The 16319-nt window shown below is 42.9% G+C and carries 17 protein-coding genes; 8 read left to right on the top strand and 9 right to left on the bottom strand.

The window, feature by feature from the left end; genetic code table 11:
• Positions 1-177 precede the first annotated feature (177 nt).
• The 3 genes from QUA03_RS04560 to QUA03_RS04550 form a co-directional block, all read right to left on the bottom strand.
• Positions 178-1248, bottom strand: a complete 1071-nt coding sequence (locus tag QUA03_RS04560; RefSeq protein WP_333210077.1) for a calcium-binding protein — start codon at positions 1246-1248, stop codon at positions 178-180.
• A 249-nt stretch (positions 1249-1497) separates the two neighbouring features.
• Positions 1498-2514, bottom strand: a complete 1017-nt coding sequence (locus tag QUA03_RS04555; RefSeq protein ID WP_333210075.1) for a calcium-binding protein — start codon at positions 2512-2514, stop codon at positions 1498-1500.
• Positions 2515-2607: 93 nt separating this feature from the next.
• The gene (locus QUA03_RS04550; protein ID WP_333210073.1) at positions 2608-3591 is read right to left on the bottom strand and encodes a calcium-binding protein; all 984 of its coding nucleotides are present in this window, start codon (positions 3589-3591) and stop codon (positions 2608-2610) included.
• Between the two features lie 535 nt (positions 3592-4126).
• On the opposite strand from QUA03_RS04550, the gene QUA03_RS04545 reads away from it, so the two are divergent.
• The 5 genes from QUA03_RS04545 (at position 4127) to QUA03_RS04525 (ending at position 10435) form a co-directional block, all read left to right on the top strand.
• Entirely contained in the window at positions 4127-8122 is a 3996-nt protein-coding gene (locus QUA03_RS04545) for a magnesium chelatase subunit H (RefSeq protein WP_333210071.1), read from the top strand.
• A gap of 138 nt (positions 8123-8260) precedes the next feature.
• Complete coding sequence (locus QUA03_RS04540; RefSeq protein ID WP_333210069.1) at positions 8261-8578, top strand: type II toxin-antitoxin system HicA family toxin; 318 nt, start codon at positions 8261-8263, stop codon at positions 8576-8578.
• A 114-nt stretch (positions 8579-8692) separates the two neighbouring features.
• Positions 8693-9031, top strand: coding sequence for a type II toxin-antitoxin system HicB family antitoxin (locus QUA03_RS04535; protein WP_333210067.1), 339 nt, complete (start codon positions 8693-8695; stop codon positions 9029-9031).
• Between the two features lie 87 nt (positions 9032-9118).
• Positions 9119-9694 (top strand): Uma2 family endonuclease, encoded by a 576-nt coding sequence (locus QUA03_RS04530; RefSeq protein ID WP_333210065.1) that lies wholly within the window; start codon positions 9119-9121, stop codon positions 9692-9694.
• Between the two features lie 93 nt (positions 9695-9787).
• Positions 9788-10435: a Uma2 family endonuclease gene (locus QUA03_RS04525; protein ID WP_333210063.1), complete on the top strand. Its 648-nt coding sequence runs from the start codon at positions 9788-9790 to the stop codon at positions 10433-10435.
• 128 nt (positions 10436-10563) lie between these two features.
• Here QUA03_RS04525 and QUA03_RS04520 read toward each other — a convergent pair whose 3' ends face one another.
• The gene (locus tag QUA03_RS04520; protein WP_333210060.1) at positions 10564-11946 is read right to left on the bottom strand and encodes an ATP-binding protein; all 1383 of its coding nucleotides are present in this window, start codon (positions 11944-11946) and stop codon (positions 10564-10566) included.
• A gap of 11 nt (positions 11947-11957) precedes the next feature.
• Here QUA03_RS04520 and QUA03_RS04515 point away from each other — a divergent pair, with 11 nt between their 5' ends.
• Genes QUA03_RS04515 through QUA03_RS04505 form a run of 3 tightly spaced genes read left to right on the top strand, consistent with a single transcriptional unit; the run spans position 11958 to position 14774 of the window.
• Entirely contained in the window at positions 11958-12143 is a 186-nt protein-coding gene (locus QUA03_RS04515) for a hypothetical protein (RefSeq protein ID WP_333210058.1), read from the top strand.
• 10 nt (positions 12144-12153) lie between these two features.
• A complete protein-coding gene (locus QUA03_RS04510; RefSeq protein ID WP_333210056.1) occupies positions 12154-13338 on the top strand; it encodes a hypothetical protein in 1185 nt (394 codons plus the stop codon).
• Positions 13335-14774 carry a WD40 repeat domain-containing protein gene (locus tag QUA03_RS04505; protein ID WP_333210054.1) on the top strand — a complete coding sequence of 480 codons (1440 nt, stop codon included), beginning with the start codon at positions 13335-13337 and terminating at the stop codon, positions 14772-14774. Before QUA03_RS04510 ends, QUA03_RS04505 begins: the two co-directional genes overlap by 4 nt.
• 143 nt (positions 14775-14917) lie before the next feature.
• Here QUA03_RS04505 and QUA03_RS04500 read toward each other — a convergent pair whose 3' ends face one another.
• The 5 genes from QUA03_RS04500 to QUA03_RS04480 form a co-directional block, all read right to left on the bottom strand.
• On the bottom strand, positions 14918-15067 hold the full coding sequence (locus QUA03_RS04500) for a hypothetical protein (protein WP_333210052.1): 150 nt from the start codon (positions 15065-15067) through the stop codon (positions 14918-14920).
• 128 nt (positions 15068-15195) lie between these two features.
• Complete coding sequence (locus QUA03_RS04495) at positions 15196-15456, bottom strand: type II toxin-antitoxin system RelE family toxin (protein WP_333054057.1); 261 nt, start codon at positions 15454-15456, stop codon at positions 15196-15198.
• Positions 15456-15671 (bottom strand): hypothetical protein, encoded by a 216-nt coding sequence (locus QUA03_RS04490; protein WP_333210050.1) that lies wholly within the window; start codon positions 15669-15671, stop codon positions 15456-15458. The genes QUA03_RS04495 and QUA03_RS04490 overlap by 1 nt, the downstream gene beginning before the upstream one ends.
• Positions 15672-15741: 70 nt before the next feature.
• A complete protein-coding gene (locus QUA03_RS04485) occupies positions 15742-15873 on the bottom strand; it encodes a type II toxin-antitoxin system PemK/MazF family toxin (protein WP_333210048.1) in 132 nt (43 codons plus the stop codon).
• Positions 15870-16124 (bottom strand): hypothetical protein, encoded by a 255-nt coding sequence (locus QUA03_RS04480; RefSeq protein WP_333210046.1) that lies wholly within the window; start codon positions 16122-16124, stop codon positions 15870-15872. Before QUA03_RS04480 ends, QUA03_RS04485 begins: the two co-directional genes overlap by 4 nt.
• Between the last annotated feature and the right edge of the window lie 195 nt (positions 16125-16319).

Genomic DNA, 16319 nt, shown 5'->3' with positions numbered 1-16319 from the left:
ATCGGTTAAACTTGACCCACTATTACTAACTCTACTGCCTCAGTATATCAAGTTAATTATTGTTAAGCCTGTGTTATTATTTTGATGGCAAACACAAAAGTGCGATCGCACTTTTTTTGAAAGAGCGATCGCACTTCTCAGCAGCAATCAGCCAAATTACCAATAGCTTCGAGATTTCTAGCCAAGTAGAGGTAGAGAACCTCTAGATTCTGGTAAGAGATTCAACTTGAGATTTCCGCCGCCTTCAATAACAGCGATCGTGTCAAAGCTACTAATTCCCGAAGTTCCATCTGGAAAGTAAACGAACAAGCCGTTCGTTTGGATAGCTAAATCTCGATTGTTGTTGATGGGAAATATCAAGAATTTATCTAAAGAAGGTTGGATATCGCTTGTTGCTAGCTGAATGCTATCCTGACCTTGGGTAAAGTTCCGAATTGTAGCAAAACCAGACCCGATATATAACTTTGTTGGGGAACTGTATCCCTTACCACCAGTACCTTGTACAACGTCTCCGAGTACGAATTTATCGCGGCCGCTACCGCCAGTGAGAGTATCGAATTCATTACTGCCCTCACTTTCATAATTTCGGCCGGGGATGGAAAAAGCACCACCTGTACCTAAACCTACTTCAACTCCAATTAATTCGGTATTCCCCACCCCAGCACCGGTAATGATGTCATTCCCGGAACTTCCGATAAAAGTCGCAGAGCGGCTTGGATCGTTTTTGCCGAAATTGAAGTAGTGTTCCCGACCAGTTTTCAACGCTCCCGATTCGACAAACGACTGAACATCGGAGTATTTATTTAAGTATTCTTTTTCAAAAAAAGAAGTCCCAAACTGACCGTCTTTGATGCCGAATTGAATGAAATGCTGGTAGCCGTTTTTAAAAGTTCCATTCTGAATAAATGGCTGCAACTGTCGGTTATTTGCTACATAAAACGCTTCGTCATACTCAGGCGATACGCGAGTGCGACCTTCTTCGTAACCATATTGGATAAAGTGGTCTAGGCCAGTCGCAAAAGGTGCATTTGGGTTGTTGGGGGTGCGGACTAAGGCAGCGATATCTGGGTTGCCAGCAAGGTAAGTAGCTTCGTCAAAATACCGCGATACTTTGGTTAAGCCACCGACTTGACCGAATTTTTCAAAGTGTTCTCTTCCAGATTTGATGACTCCTGCATCAATGGCGGGTTTGACCCAAGGATATTGAGCAAGGTAGTATTGTTCGTCAAAAATTGCGTAACTAGCCATGTTTTTTTATTGCGGCTTTAATGAGCTGTTTATGCAATTTATCAATAGTCGGAAACTGAGACAATTACCTGATCGGGTGATTTTTTCCAAGTGTCAGTCAAATCTCACTTAAGCTATATAAAGATTTCGTAATTAATCGTTGTTTATTTGAGAACGTAAAGTGCGATCGCGGAATGCGAGTTGTTGGCAGAGGAAAGTGCGATCGCACCGACAGCATCCCAAAGAAAATTCTGAATATATTCGATATTTCTACCCAAGCAAAGATCTAATAACACTAGATCCTGGTAATAGATTCAAATTGAGATTGCCGCCACCTTCAACAACAGCGATTGTGTCAAAGCGACTGGCTATGAAAACTCCATTCTCAACGACGGGAAAGCCATTCGTTTGGATAGCTAAATCTCGATTATTGTTGATTGAAAACACCAATAGTTGATCTAAGGGAATCCCTGTCTGGATGGTATCCTGACCTTGAGTAAAGTTCCGAATTGTAGCAAAACCTGGGCCGATGTAGAACTGTCTGGATGAGAGGGTTCCTCCCCTGAAGCCAACAATGTCACCGAGCACGAATTTATCACGGCCGCTACCGCCAGTGAGAGTATCGAATTCATTGCTGCCGTCACTTTCATAATTTCGGGGGCCGGGATAGATAACACCTACTTCAACTCCAATTAATTCGACCTTCCCTACCCCTACACCTGTGAGGATGTCATTACCGGAAGTTCCGACAAAAGTTGCCTCGCGGCTTGCCTCGAATTGCCCAAACTTGAAGTAATGTTCCCGACCAGTTTTTAAGGTTCCAGAGCTGATAGTCTCAAACACATTGAATAAGTATCCCGGTTCAAAGAAAGATGTTCCAAAACGACCTTCTTTTACCCCGAATTGAATGAAATGCTGGTAGCCATTTTTAAAAGTTCCATTCTGAATAAACGGCTGCAAATCTCGGTTAGTTGCTACATAAAACGCTTCGTCATACTCAGGCGATACGCGAGTGCGACCCTCTTCGTAACCGTATTGGATAAAGTGATCTAAGCCTGTAGCAAACGGCGCGTTTGGATGGACTGTGCGGACAAAGGGTTTAAGGTCTGGATTTCCTTCAAGGTAAGTATCTTCGTCAAAATACCGCGATATTTTTGTGATACCGGCGGCTTGACCAAATTTTTCAAAGTGTTCTCTTCCTGATTTGATGATTCCTGAATCAATGGCTGGTTTCAGCCACGGATATTGCGAAAGGTAGTATTGTTCGTCAAAGATATCGTAATTCATAGTTTGCTGTTTAAAGTAAAGTACGATCAAAAAAAAAGTCATCAATCATCAGTATTAACTAATGACCAATGACCGATGACTAATGACTAATGACTAACCAATCAAGAAAGTACCGTTACCGTTAGATTCTTGGAAACTCAAATTCAAACTTGCTCCTCCTTCAATCACGCCGAGCACGTCTCCAAAACGCTGGATTGACAAATTGTTGCCAACCGGAGTCAGGCTGTAGCCGTTTAAAGAAGTTCCTTGCAGTTGGATAAAATCGCTTTCTATGTCGAAGTTGCGAATGGTAGCTTGACCGTTACCCAAATACAGCGGTGTCGGGCTAAAATTCCCGGCTGTAGCAGGAACTCCAAGTACGAATGTATTGGTTCCCGGAGCACCAATCAAGACATCGAATTCATTGGTGCCAAAGCTTTCATACTGTCGGTTGCGTTGCGAATCTAGACCTACTTCCACTCCCACAAGTTCTACATCCCCGACGCCAACACCAGTTAAAACATCGTTGCTGCGGCTGCCGACAAAAGTTGCGTCGCGGGCAGGCTCAAATTGTCCAAAATTGAAGAAGTGTTCCCGGCCTGTTCTCAAGTTTCCAGAGTTGACAAACGGCACAATATCGGGGTTTTCTTTTAAGTATTCCGGTTCAAAAAATGAAGTCCCAAACCGACCGTCTCTGATTCCGAATTGAGTGAAATGGTCGAATCCTGATTTGAAAGTTCCGTTCTGAACGAACGGTGCGACATCTGAGTTGTTTGCTAAATAAAAATTTTCGTTGTACTCAGGGGATACTTGGGTGCGGCGCTGTCCTTCATCGTAACCGAACTGGATAAAGTGATCGAGGCCGGTCGCAAAAGGTGCGTTTGGGTTGACTGTGCGGACGAAGGGTGCTAGGTCTGGATTCCCAGCAAGGTAAGCATTTTCGTCAAAATAACGCGATACTTTAGTTAGACCGCCAGCTTGACCAAATTTTTCAAAGTGTTCTCTCCCGGATTTGATTACTCCTGCATCAATCGCTGGTTTGATCCAAGGATATGAGGCCAGGTAGAATTGTTCGTCGAAAATTGCGTAGTTAGCCATGTTTCCCCCTTAAGGTTGGGATGAGTTTGAGAGTTTATAGCAATTAGCTTTCCATGAACTCGATCGCCGATCAGGAATTTACACCAAACTGACGTTATGAAATGGTTTTAAGTTCCTGGTATAATATCACTTTTTGTGACTCAGCAATTACCCGAAGGCTACATTCTGCCTTCAGAAATTATACCTTTTTCCCCTCAGTTAATTGCTCTATCGCAAGTGTGATAAATTATACAAAACTTGGAACTTTTTTCAGGATTTTTTTCTCAAATGTTGGTTAATTTTTAATTATTTTTATCCTACTAATTAATCGTATACATATTTTTTTCAATATGTCAAGTAAACTTTTGTAAATAAAATATGGAGTATTTGCTCAAGGAATTTATAAAAAAATGTAACGAAAAGTTGACCTAAATTTGTCGAATTGTGTCATGTGCAGGCTCAAATCGCCTAATGGCAAGCGTTTTCTGGTAAAAATGCTTATGGGATAAAAAAATTCCCGATTCGCGAAAACAGCATCTTAAAGGAGCCTAACCGGATGTTCACTCACGTCAAGCCCACCATTCGCCACGTCGTGCCGGAAAACTTGCAAGGGCGATCGCTCATGAAGGTGGTCTATGTCGTACTGGAACCGCAGTATCAAAGCGCCCTGTCGGCAGCGGTTCGATCGATAAACCAGAAAAATCCGAATTTGGCAATAGAAATCAGTGGCTACCTGATCGAGGAACTCCGCAGCCCGGAAAATTACGAAGCCTTCAAGCGGGATGTGGCGGATGCCAATGTATTTATTGCTTCTCTAATTTTCATCGAAGATTTGGCAGAAAAAGTGGTATCGGCGGTGGAACCGCTGCGCGACAGCTTGGATGTCGCCGTCGTCTTCCCGTCGATGCCAGGGGTGATGCGACTCAATAAAATGGGCAGTTTCTCGATGGCACAGTTGGGACAAAGCAAAAGTGCGATCGGCGAATTCATGAAAAAACGGAAGGAAAAATCCGGGAGTTCCTTCCAAGACGGAATGCTGAAACTGCTGCAAACTTTGCCGAAAGTGCTGAAATATTTGCCCATCGACAAAGCCCAAGATGCGCGCAACTTCATGCTGAGTTTCCAGTATTGGCTGGGCGGTTCCCAAGAAAACTTGGAAAACTTCTTGCTGATGCTGTCACATAAATATGTCTTCAAAGGCCAGTCACAGCCGACTTTCCAAGAACCTGTTGTCTACCCAGACATGGGAATTTGGCATCCTTTGGCATCGTCGATGTTTGAAGATGTAAAAGCATATCTGACTTGGTTTAATGCCCGTACAGATATTTCTGCGGATCTCAAAGATCCCCTCGCACCTTGCATTGGTTTAGTGTTGCAACGCACTCACTTAGTCACGGGAGATGACGCGCACTATGTAGCAATGGTGCAGGAATTGGAGGCAATGGGGGCGCGGGTGGTGCCGATTTTTGCCGGCGGTTTGGACTTCTCTAAACCTGTGGAGACTTTTTTCTTGGAAGTCGGGGCAAAAGGTGTGACACCTCTGCCGATTGTTGATGCGGTGGTTTCTCTGACTGGTTTTGCTTTGGTGGGCGGCCCGGCGAAACAAGATCACCCGAAGGCGATCGAATCTTTGAAAAAATTAAATTGCCCTTACATGGTGGCTTTGCCGCTGGTTTTCCAAACGACAGAAGAATGGGAAGATAGCGATTTAGGCTTGCACCCGATTCAAGTTGCGTTGCAAGTTGCGATTCCTGAGTTGGATGGTGCGATCGAACCGATTATTGTGTCGGGACGTGATGGCGCAACTGGCAAGGCGATCGCCCTGCAAGATAGAATCGAAGCAATTTCCCAGCGCGCTATGAAATGGGCAATGCTGCGCCGCAAACCCAAATTAGATAAAAAAGTTGCGATCACAGTTTTCAGTTTTCCTCCTGATAAAGGCAACGTCGGAACAGCCGCTTACTTGGACGTTTTCGGCTCGATTTACGAAGTATTGAAAGCCTTAAAAGGTAACGGTTACGACTTGCCAGAATTACCGGATTCCGCCGAAAAACTGATGCAAGAAGTCATTCATGACGCAACAGCCCAATACCAAAGTCCCGAATTAAATATTGCTTACCGGATGTCCGTAGCTGAATACGAAGAATTCACTCCTTATTCGGAAAGGTTGCAAGAAAATTGGGGGCCACCTCCGGGACATTTGAACAGCGACGGACAAAATTTGCTGATTTTTGGCAAACATTTTGGCAATGTGTTTATCGGAGTGCAACCTACTTTTGGATACGAAGGCGATCCGATGCGGTTGTTATTCTCTCGTTCTGCCAGTCCCCACCACGGTTTTGCTGCTTACTATACATATTTGGAGCGCATTTGGGGTGCGGATGCGGTGCTGCACTTTGGCACTCACGGTTCCCTGGAATTCATGCCCGGTAAGCAGATGGGAATGTCTGTCGATTGTTATCCTGACAGTTTGATCGGCAAGATTCCTAACCTCTATTATTACGCTGCTAATAATCCTAGTGAGGCAACAATTGCTAAGCGCCGCAGTTATGCTGAAACAATCAGTTATCTGACTCCTCCGGCTGAAAATGCTGGGTTGTACAAAGGTTTGCAGGAACTCAGCGAGTTAATTGCTTCTTATCAAACTTTGAAAGAGACTGGGCGCGGTGTGCCGATTGTGGATGCGATCGTCGAAAAATGCCGTTTGGTAAATTTGGATAAGGATATCGCGTTACCTCCCGAACAAGAACGAGGGGTTGCTGCGGATATGACTGCCGAGGAACGGGATAATTTAGTTGGCTTGGTTTACCGCAAGTTGATGGAGATTGAGTCGCGGTTGTTACCTTGCGGTTTGCACGTGATCGGTAAGCCGCCGACTGCTGAAGAGGCGATCGCAACTTTGGTTAACATTGCCAATTTAGACCGGGAAGAAGACGGATTAATCAGTTTGTCGCGGATTATTGCTCAAAGTCTCGATCGCAATATTGACGATATCTACACCAACAACGACAAAGGCATTTTAGCAGATGTTGAATTGTTACAAAACATCACCTTAGCCTGTCGGGATGCTGTTGGCGCTTTGGTGAAGGAACAAACCGATGCTGAGGGTCGAGTTTCCCTGGTTTCCAAGTTGAATTTCTTCAACATGGGCAAGAAAACACCTTGGATTGAATCCTTACACGCAGCGGGTTACAAAAAGGTCGATCCAGAACTGATTAAACCGCTGTTTGAGTATCTAGAATTCTGCTTGCAGCAAGTTTGCGCCGATAACGAATTGGGCGCATTATTGCGCGCCCTAGAAGGCGAATACATTATCCCTGGCCCAGGCGGCGATCCGATTCGCAACCCGGATGTTTTGCCGACTGGGAAGAATATGCACGCTTTGGACCCGCAGTCAATCCCCACCACAGGGGCGATTAAGTCTGCTAAGGTTGTAGTCGATCGGCTGTTAGAAAGACAGCGCGTTGATAACGGCGGAAATTACCCAGAAACGATCGCCGTTGTCTTGTGGGGAACCGACAACATCAAGACTTACGGCGAATCCCTCGCCCAAGTAATGTGGATGGTGGGAGTGAAGCCAGTTCCCGACGCTTTGGGCCGGGTAAACAAACTCGAATTGCTTTCTTTAGAAGAGTTGGGACGCCCTCGAATCGACGTAGTAATTAACTGTTCCGGCGTATTCCGCGACTTGTTCATCAACCAAATGAATTTGTTAGATAAAGCCGTGAAAATGGCAGCGGAAGCCGACGAACCGTTAGAGATGAACTTCGTCCGCAAACACGCCCTGAAGCAAGCGGAAGAAATGGGAATCAACCTGCGCCAAGCAGCAACCCGGGTATTTTCTAATGCTTCTGGTTCCTATTCATCTAACGTCAACTTGGCGGTGGAAAACAGCACTTGGGAAAGCGAAGCCGAGTTGCAGGAAATGTATTTAACTCGCAAATCCTTCGCCTTTTCTTCCGACAATCCCGGAACAATGGAACAAGACCGGAAGATTTTTGAATCATCCTTGAAAACTGCGGAAGTCACTTTCCAAAACTTGGATTCTGCGGAGATTTCCCTAACCGACGTGTCGCACTATTTCGACTCCGATCCGACTAAATTGATCGGCAGTTTGCGCGCAGATGGGAAGAAACCGGCATCCTTTGTTGCTGATACAACCACAGCCAACGCGCAGGTGCGGACGCTATCAGAAACCGTGCGTTTAGATTCGCGGACTAAGCTGCTGAATCCGAAGTGGTACGAGGGGATGTTGTCGCACGGTTATGAAGGTGTGCGCGAGATTTCTAAGCGTCTGGTGAATACGACGGGATGGAGTGCGACTGCGGGCGCTGTGGATAATTGGGTGTATGAGGATGTCAACACTACGTTTATCCAAGATGAGGAGATGCAGAAGCGTTTGCTTAACTTAAATCCTCATTCGTTCCGAAAGATTGTCAGCACTTTGCTTGAGGTGAATGGCCGGGGTTATTGGGAGACTTCGGAGAACAATTTGGATCGCTTGCGTGAACTTTATCAGGAGGTGGAAGACCGGATTGAGGGAGTAGAATAAACCTCCGAATTTCGGACGATAGCCTTTAATCTGTAGGGACACAGCAATGCTGTGTCCTTATATTTTTGGGAGGGTTTTGGGGTAAAGGTGGTATTTGTTCCAGTCTAAAGTAGTCTTGGCGCGAGATTCGCTCACCTCTTGACATTGATATCACAAAATGATATCATTGTTTTTCAAACAACAAATAAAATATTTATGGAGCTAAATAATAAACAGCGTAAGATTTTAGAAGCAATTTTTACAGATCCTATACCAGCTAATATTAATTGGCAAGATATTGAAAATTTATTTACAGCACTCGGTGCTACTGTTACTCAAGGTCCTGGTTCGCGGGTTCGCATTTTATTAAATGAGGTTAGAGCTGTATTTCACGAACCACATCCTCAAAAAGAGACAGATAAAGGAGCCGTTAAATCAGTCAGAGAATTTTTGATAAAGGCGGGGGTTGAACCATGATGACTTAGCTGTTAACGGGAAAATCATTGCGGAGCGCCCAAATTAACAAGAGTATTAGCATAAAATTAATCATTCACAAATTGAACTTATTGAAAGAGGAAGAGTATTACAGCCATGATGACTTACAAGGGTTACAGTGCTAGCATTGAAGTAGATATAGAAGCGGAACTTCTTTTCGGGCGAGTGCTTGACATTAATGACGTAGTGACTTTTAAAGCACAAACTATTGAAGAAGCTCGCCAAGAATTCCAAAACTCTATCGATGATTATCTAGACTTTTGCAAAGAATTAGGACAGGAACCGGATAAACCCTTTTCAGGTAAACTTCCCTTCCGCACTACTCCGGAACATCACCGCAAAATCTTTATTGCGGCAAAGAAAGCTGGCAAAAGTATTAACAATTGGATGGATGAGGTTTTAATTAAGGCGGCCGAGCAAGCGATTAACACTTAATTAGCTTAGAAGTGCGATCGCCCTCACAACTCAATCAATATGCTACAATCCTTAATAAAGGTCGTTTAGCCACGATAAAATACCGCTATGACTACCCTCACCCTCAACCTCAACCCAATTATTAAGCTGACAGACGATCAGTTTTTTGAACTCTGTCAAGAAAATGAAAATATTAGATTGGAACGCACAGCCAAAGGAGAATTAATTATCATGTCACCAGCAGGAGGAGAAACTGGAAACCGGAATGGAAGATTAACCCAGCAATTATTTAACTGGGCGGATAACGATGACAGCGGTATTGCTTTTGATTCCTCAACAGGCTTCAAACTTCCCAATGGGGCCGATCGCTCTCCTGACGCTTCTTGGGTAAAATTAGAACGCTGGAATGCTTTAAATTCCGAACAACAAAAGAAATTTCCCCCGATTTGTCCAGATTTTGTGGTCGAGTTAATGTCTCCCAGCGATAGTTTGAAAGAAACTCAGGATAAGATGAAAGAGTATCGCGATAATGGTGCACGTTTGGGTTTGTTAATTAATCGCAAATCGCGACAAGTAGAGATTTATCGTCAGGATCGAGAAGTTGAAGTGTTAGAATCTCCAGCCACTGTATCAGGTGAAGATGTTCTCCCCGGATTTGTTTTGAATCTTGAATCAATCTGGTAAAGTACGCGCGTGCGAAGCTATCCCGCAGGGAATCGCACCTGTCCAATGTTTAAGAGAGTAAAATAGAGTTAAAGTTCTCGTGGAGTATTTGCAATGGTTCAAACCCTAGCGTACAGTAAAGAAGAGCTTGCAGGTTCTCACCTGGTTTTACATGATATCAGTTGGGAAACCTACGAACACTTGTTAGAAATATTTGCGGAACGTTCAACGCCGCGCATGACTTACTATCAGGGAACTTTAGAACTCATGGTACCTTTACCAGAACATGAGAGGTATAGCTGGACTCTCGGTAGGCTAATTGTAGCGCTGTCTGAGGAAATTGGAATTGAAATTATCGGATTAAAATCATCTACTTGGCGTTCGGAACCGAAAAAAGCTGGCAACGAAGCTGATGAATGTTTTTATATCCAAAATGAAGCTTTAATGCGGGGAAATTTAACTATTGATCTCAAAAATGACCCGCCGCCAGACTTAGCTGTAGAAATGGATTTGACTAGCTCATCTATCAATAAAATGGCGGTTTATGCGGAACTTAAAGTGCCGGAGGTTTGGATTTGGAAGAAGGGGAAACTAATAATTAACATTTTAAATGATACGGGTTATGTCGAGTCCGAAACCAGTTTGGCATTTGGCTCGTTTCCTGTCAAAGAACTGGCACAGTTTATGCACCTAGACTCAGAAAAGGGAGAGAATGCGAGAATTAGAGAGTTTAGAGAGTGGGTGCGATTCCCTGCGGGATAGCTTCGCTTCACGCACTTAAATTAAATCCGGGTTTGTTACCCGCTTTATGAAATACGAGCGAATAAATTCGATCGAATAAAGACGGCGGTTGAAACCGCAAATACACTAACAAAGTCCGCCTACGCGGACTAAGAATACTGAGTTTTTACATACTGTTTCACCACTGAATTCAAACTAAACAAAGTTATCTTTTCCCGTTCTACAGCATCCAATAAAAAGCGATTTCCAAGAGATCGCACTGCATTTACTATTTCTGACGGCGAAAATGGTATTTTGTTGAAAATGTGCGACACAGCAACGGGTTCAGGTTGATTAGCCAGGTGAATCATCACTGCTAACTCTGCCGGAGTCAAACGCCCAAAAGGTTGAGATAACTGAGATTGCAACCCTTCATCTAAAATCGGCATCTCGCAGTGCAAAAACTCAGAAACTCTTCCCCCAAACAACTCTTGAATCAGCGTTGCAGTGAACTCCAACCACAGAGGATTGCCTTGATAAATGTCAATCAAAGTTGACCATGTTTCCTCATCGGATAACTTTTGGGAGTTCAAAATCTCTTTAGCTGCTACTCCTAAACTTCCCAATACAAAACATCGCACGGGATGATTATCTTTTGATAATCTGGCAATTTCTCTGGGTTTTTCCCAACTATTCAATATCAAACAACTTTGATGACAAACTTCGGCAATTAGTTTAAAAAATAACTGATAATCTTCATATCCAGTTTTATATTGTCCCGCTAGTTGCCCGCTGCCCAAAAGCATCTGTACATCATCGAGGACAATCAGACATCGGTTTTTTCGCAGGTAATCGAGGATTTGGGCAATTTTGGTTTCGATGTTTTGGGGAATTTCAGATGGTTGGGAAAAGATTTGCAGCAGGTTGGTGAGGGTTGCATCGAGGCTTGGGGAAAAGCGGAGGCTGCGATAGATGACGTAATCGAATTGGGTTTTGATGCGACGATCGATTAGGCTTAGGGAGAGAGTGGTTTTGCCGATGCCGCTGATTCCGAGGAGTGTGATGAGGCGAGTGTGTTCCTGTGTTATCCAGTTTTCGAGGGTGGAGAGTTCGGAAGTGCGATCGAAAAAGCTGAATATTTCGGGTGCGTCGCCTAAGTCTATGTGGGGTTGTTTAGAAGTTGGTTGGGGGTTTTGGGGTTCTGTTGGACTTCTCGCCCTTTCTTGACAAATGTTGAGGTTGTTAATCGCTACATAATCTCTACCTACTCTACCGATAGCTGATGAAAAGTTATCAAATTTCGCTTTTTCTAATATTGCTCTAAAATTTCTTTTAGTAATACCTTCTCCCAATCCCTCTGAAAATATTTGCCATAATTCCGAACCGATATCCCTGGTATGGCCTTCACTGGAATGAGTCGCTTCAGCAATTTCTGGGTATGTCCGACCTTGTAAGGTTCCTTCAAGGATAGCTTTTTGCAGATAGTCTATATGTTCTCCCGTCTTGGCGAAGATTAGTTCGTCGGCGAGTTTTAACACTTCTGCGATTTCCATAGGTCAGTCGTGTGCGGGGATTTGTCGTATTATATCCGACTTTCCGACATTTCCGACAAGATTCCGACATTTCCGACAAGATTCCGACATTTGCGATCGGCTTGTCTGGGAAAAATCCCGACATTTCCGACATACAAGAGTTAACTTTTGCGAGACAATATATACACATACTTAATAATTCTTCATTATTCCTCTAATCGGTCAAGTATGAATACTTATAGAGTCATCATGCTAGGGCCACGCGGCTCAGGCAAAACGGTATTTTTAGCTAGTATGTACAATCAGTTATGTACCCAAGGGGAAGGAGGCTTTTTTCTGGAGCTTGAAAGTGTAGAGAAAAGCAAACAATTACACGATCTTTATACACAAATAGCTTTTGAAGAAAAGTGGCCGCTTGGAACACGACGCAGCGAAGTATCAGAATGGACTTTCACTTGTCGCGTACAAACGAAAGATCTGCCGATCTATCCGGCTTGCAAGTTCACCTATTTAGATTATGCAGGTGGTTTGTTAACCGACCAGCAGATAGATCAAGAAGATGATCCTAAATTAGATGAGCAAGTCAACAAAGCAGATGCTTTACTTGGCCTGCTGGATGGTCAAAGACTTTGTGAGCTAATGCGAAACGAACAAATCGGCTTAAGATGGGCAGTTAAGGATTTACCTCAAGTTCTTAGCATAATGCAAAAGAGTGGTAAACCGATCCATTTTGTAATCAGCAAGTGGGATATTGTAGAAAAGGAATACACCCTCAAACAAATCCGGGATTTTTTGCTGAAAGAAATTCCACATTTTAAAAATTTAGTCTCTATTTATAATAAGGCAGGAAAACCAGTTCGATTAATTCCTGTTAGTGCAGTCGGTAAAGATTTTGCCAATCTGCAACCAGATGGCAGCATGACAAAAAATCTTAGCATATTACCCAAACCCTTTCAAGTAGAAATTCCTTTAGCCTGTGTCTTGCCCGATATAATTCAAGCTGATTGCAAAGCTGCTATAGACAAAATGAGAGAACAAGCTAATCGTCCAATTGAAGTTAAGGCAAATCTAAATTGGTGGGAGCAAGTAGGTCAAGTTGTTGGCGGAGGGCTAAAAGCAGCGCAAGACATCCTACCTACCATACTGGATTTATTCTTACCTAAAAAATATGTACTCTTCCAAGATACAGTTCTAAAAATGGTTGAATTTGCGGGTGAATATGCCGAAACACCAGCCAAGCAAAGGCAAGAAGCAGCAGCTAGAAGATCCGAAGAGTTACGTCAGGAAAAAGAAGAATTGTTAAAAAAAGTAGAGAATGAAGAAACAGCATTCAAATACGCTCTTAATTGTTTCTTATCTGTTCAAAATGACCTGAATCTAAAATTTCCAGAATCCGATTTAAAATTGCCATGACAAATACTACAGCTTGGAGTTTTTTAGTTAGTTGTAATCAGTCTCTTGACTACCGAACAGTCGTCGCTCCAGATTTTATGTGCGCGGCTGGGATAACTGGTTTACTGGCTAGAGCAACAGAAGGAGAATTGACGGAACAAGGAACAGCATTGTATCGCGAGATTCATAACTCGAAAGCGGGAGATATAACTTTAATTTTCCGAATAGTAGAGGCAATAGCAGAAGATATCGGCATCTCAGGTAACGGCGTTCTCAAAGATCTTTTTGGCAGAGAAATTTATTTAATAGAAGGCATTGCTCTTCAAGGAATAGTGTCAAATATTGTGACGACTGCGAACAATCTTGAAGAATCTCACAAACAGGTTTTAGAGCATTATCGCAATTTTTGGGAGGTAGATGATTCGTTTTCTGCTGGTGCTTCAAAATCTTTTAACTTGGAGAGTAAAGTAGATGTAGAAACTGGTTTAAAATATATCAAAATTAAACCTTATGTTGCCGCTACTAAAGTGGCCGTTACTAAGTGGAAATGCGTGTATCAGTCCGAAAACTTTGAAGGTGAAATTAACTCTATTGCCATTTTTCCAGATGGAAAAGATATTGCGATCCGATGTGGCGATCGCAAGATTGTTATTTGGAGTTTACAAGAGAGACGAGAACTTTATTACCTATCAAATTTAAGGGGATTGATAGCAGGGTATTCCACTCCGCTCGCAATCGACCCAACCGGGCATTTCCTTGCAACTGCTATGATTGAGAACATCGATCAAAATAAAGTCAAAGTATGGCGCTTAGATACAAAGAAATCTAAAGATATAGGGAACTTAGGAATGGGCTCGACTAATAGAGTTACCTCAGTAGCCTTTACCCCCGATAGTAAAATAGTGATTGTTGGGAGTGCTGATGGTAGGATTAAGTTGTTGGATTCCACAGAAGAACGGGTAGAATTTGGCACACTCTCAAGCCATACTGGGGAAGTAAAATGTCTGGCTGTTGATTTTAATAATTGGCTTCTTGCTAGTGGGGACGACAAGGGAGAGATTAAGCTCTGGAATTTACACAATCAAAAACAAACTCTTCTTATTAAAGAACATTTACGGCCAGTTAATTCATTAGCTTTTAGTCCTGACGGTCAAACGCTTCTTAGTGGAAGCGATGACAAAAAAATCAAGTTTTGGAATGTAAAAACAGGCGAAGAATTTAATGTCTTTAAGTTTAATTATGAGATTAAATCAGTAGTTTTTAGCTCAGATGGCAATTTATTCGCAATAGGAGACTACGGCGGTAATATTCAAATTTGGGATTTCCAAAACAAGAAAGATATTTTTAATGAGTGTGTACACGCTGCCGCAGTTACCTCAGTGGTTTTCAGTCCCGACGGGCGTACTCTGATTAGCGGCAGTAAGGATGGTAAACTTGCAGTGTTTCAGCAAATATAGACTGAAATTCCGGCTCGTTATAGAAGTAGTAAATCAGAATGTTGGTATCGAGAAGATATTTATTAATCATCCCATTCTTCTCTAAGTTGCAACTGGAATTTCAAAGCATCCACACGATACGGCAAAAAACCTCGCCATCTCTTTTAATTTTTCTTGGGCAATCTTTCACTGCTACCCTGAGTCTGGGTTGTTACCCGATCGCGCATCAAAGCTGACAATACTTCTAAAAGCTGCTGTTGCTCGTCAGGAGTGAGACTTTGAGCCTGACTCAGTACCTCGTTATAAGTAGACATAGGCTTTATGTTGAGATTTTTTGGCTGATTGTTATTATAGCAATTTAGGAAGTAGGGAAATGCGATCGCCCTTTTATTCCCAAAAGTTATATCCCCCTTAATCTTCCAAAAGCGCGATCGCACTTCAGTTAATCATAAATTTCTCTCCTGTGTCCAATCTGGTGAATAGTAATCACCTTTAAATCATCATCAAAAGAATAAATTACCCGATAATCACCCACTCTTAACTTAAAGAAACCTGCCAGATTAGCCGACAACGGCATAGGAGTAATTTGTTCAAAATTTTCAGCCAACCAATTGATTTTATTACCTATACGCTCCTGCACAGCCTGAGTCAATCTTTCTTGGTTAACCAGAGCTTCTGCAGTCAACTCAACCGAATAGCTCATTACGATTTCATGCCAAGTTTTTGATAAACTTCCCCAGGTTCGACGCTACTTTCTCCTGCTTGTTTGCGCTTCATTGAATCTAACAATTTCTGCTTGACTTCTTCCTTAACTTCTAAACCTGCATCAGGATCGCCCAAATATTCTTCTAAACACTGTTCCACGGTATGCCGAATTAAGTCCCGCAATTGGTCAACTGTCATGTCTTTGACTTGCATCTTAATCTCCTCGTCTGTGGGATTATCAATAAATAATAGCAACTTTAGTACAGTTTTCCCTGTAACTTAGCTATCCATTTTTAGAGTAATTTTCTCTAACTCCTGCTAGTTCCTTAACTTTGATGATAACAGGACGGGTTCCTCCTTGTTCAGAACCCTCAACAGGTTCAAGTCGAGCATCATAGACTTCTCCCCGGTTCATACAGGAGATTCTCCCAATTGCAGCGCTTCCCAACTCGCTACCGTAAACTCAGCCTCCATCTGTAGCACTTGAGCTTGATACTCTGGATCTTGTACCATTTCAATCAGTGCTGCATCAATTTCCGATCGTTTACCCTGAGTTTGGGTTGTTACCCGATCGCGAATCAATGCTGACAATACTTCTAACAGTTGCTGTTGCTCTTCAAGAGTGAGATTTTGAGCCTGACTCAGTACCTCGCTATAAGTAGACATAGGCTTTATGTTGAGATTTTTGGGCTGATTGTTATTATAGCAATTTAGGATCGAGGGAAGTGCGATCGCCCTGAACTTCCCCAAACTGCAATTTAGTTGTGAGGAATGTTGCCAGTATAATAGACCTCTTGCGAAAGTGCGCTCGTTCTAGGTAAAATAAAAGAAAAAATTAGCTCCCATAATATGAAGTACGAA

Origin of the sequence: Microcoleus sp. S36b_A4 (assembly GCF_036700645.1) — a bacterium.
GTDB lineage: Bacteria > Cyanobacteriota > Cyanobacteriia > Cyanobacteriales > Microcoleaceae > Microcoleus.
Note: the sequence above shows the minus strand (reverse complement) of the source record. Positions and strands in the feature narration are given on the sequence as shown.

Coding starts and splice junctions, on each gene's coding strand:
- QUA03_RS04560 (WP_333210077.1), bottom strand. CDS start 1,248: ATGGCTAGTTACGCAATTTTTGACGAACAATACTACCTTGCTCAATAT.
- QUA03_RS04555 (WP_333210075.1), bottom strand. CDS start 2,514: ATGAATTACGATATCTTTGACGAACAATACTACCTTTCGCAATATCCG.
- QUA03_RS04550 (WP_333210073.1), bottom strand. CDS start 3,591: ATGGCTAACTACGCAATTTTCGACGAACAATTCTACCTGGCCTCATAT.
- QUA03_RS04545 (WP_333210071.1), top strand. CDS start 4,127: ATGTTCACTCACGTCAAGCCCACCATTCGCCACGTCGTGCCGGAAAAC.
- QUA03_RS04535 (WP_333210067.1), top strand. CDS start 8,693: ATGATGACTTACAAGGGTTACAGTGCTAGCATTGAAGTAGATATAGAA.
- QUA03_RS04530 (WP_333210065.1), top strand. CDS start 9,119: ATGACTACCCTCACCCTCAACCTCAACCCAATTATTAAGCTGACAGAC.
- QUA03_RS04525 (WP_333210063.1), top strand. CDS start 9,788: ATGGTTCAAACCCTAGCGTACAGTAAAGAAGAGCTTGCAGGTTCTCAC.
- QUA03_RS04520 (WP_333210060.1), bottom strand. CDS start 11,946: ATGGAAATCGCAGAAGTGTTAAAACTCGCCGACGAACTAATCTTCGCC.
- QUA03_RS04510 (WP_333210056.1), top strand. CDS start 12,154: ATGAATACTTATAGAGTCATCATGCTAGGGCCACGCGGCTCAGGCAAA.
- QUA03_RS04505 (WP_333210054.1), top strand. CDS start 13,335: ATGACAAATACTACAGCTTGGAGTTTTTTAGTTAGTTGTAATCAGTCT.
- QUA03_RS04500 (WP_333210052.1), bottom strand. CDS start 15,067: ATGTCTACTTATAACGAGGTACTGAGTCAGGCTCAAAGTCTCACTCCT.
- QUA03_RS04495 (WP_333054057.1), bottom strand. CDS start 15,456: ATGAGCTATTCGGTTGAGTTGACTGCAGAAGCTCTGGTTAACCAAGAA.
- QUA03_RS04490 (WP_333210050.1), bottom strand. CDS start 15,671: ATGCAAGTCAAAGACATGACAGTTGACCAATTGCGGGACTTAATTCGG.
- QUA03_RS04485 (WP_333210048.1), bottom strand. CDS start 15,873: ATGAACCGGGGAGAAGTCTATGATGCTCGACTTGAACCTGTTGAGGGT.
- QUA03_RS04480 (WP_333210046.1), bottom strand. CDS start 16,124: ATGTCTACTTATAGCGAGGTACTGAGTCAGGCTCAAAATCTCACTCTT.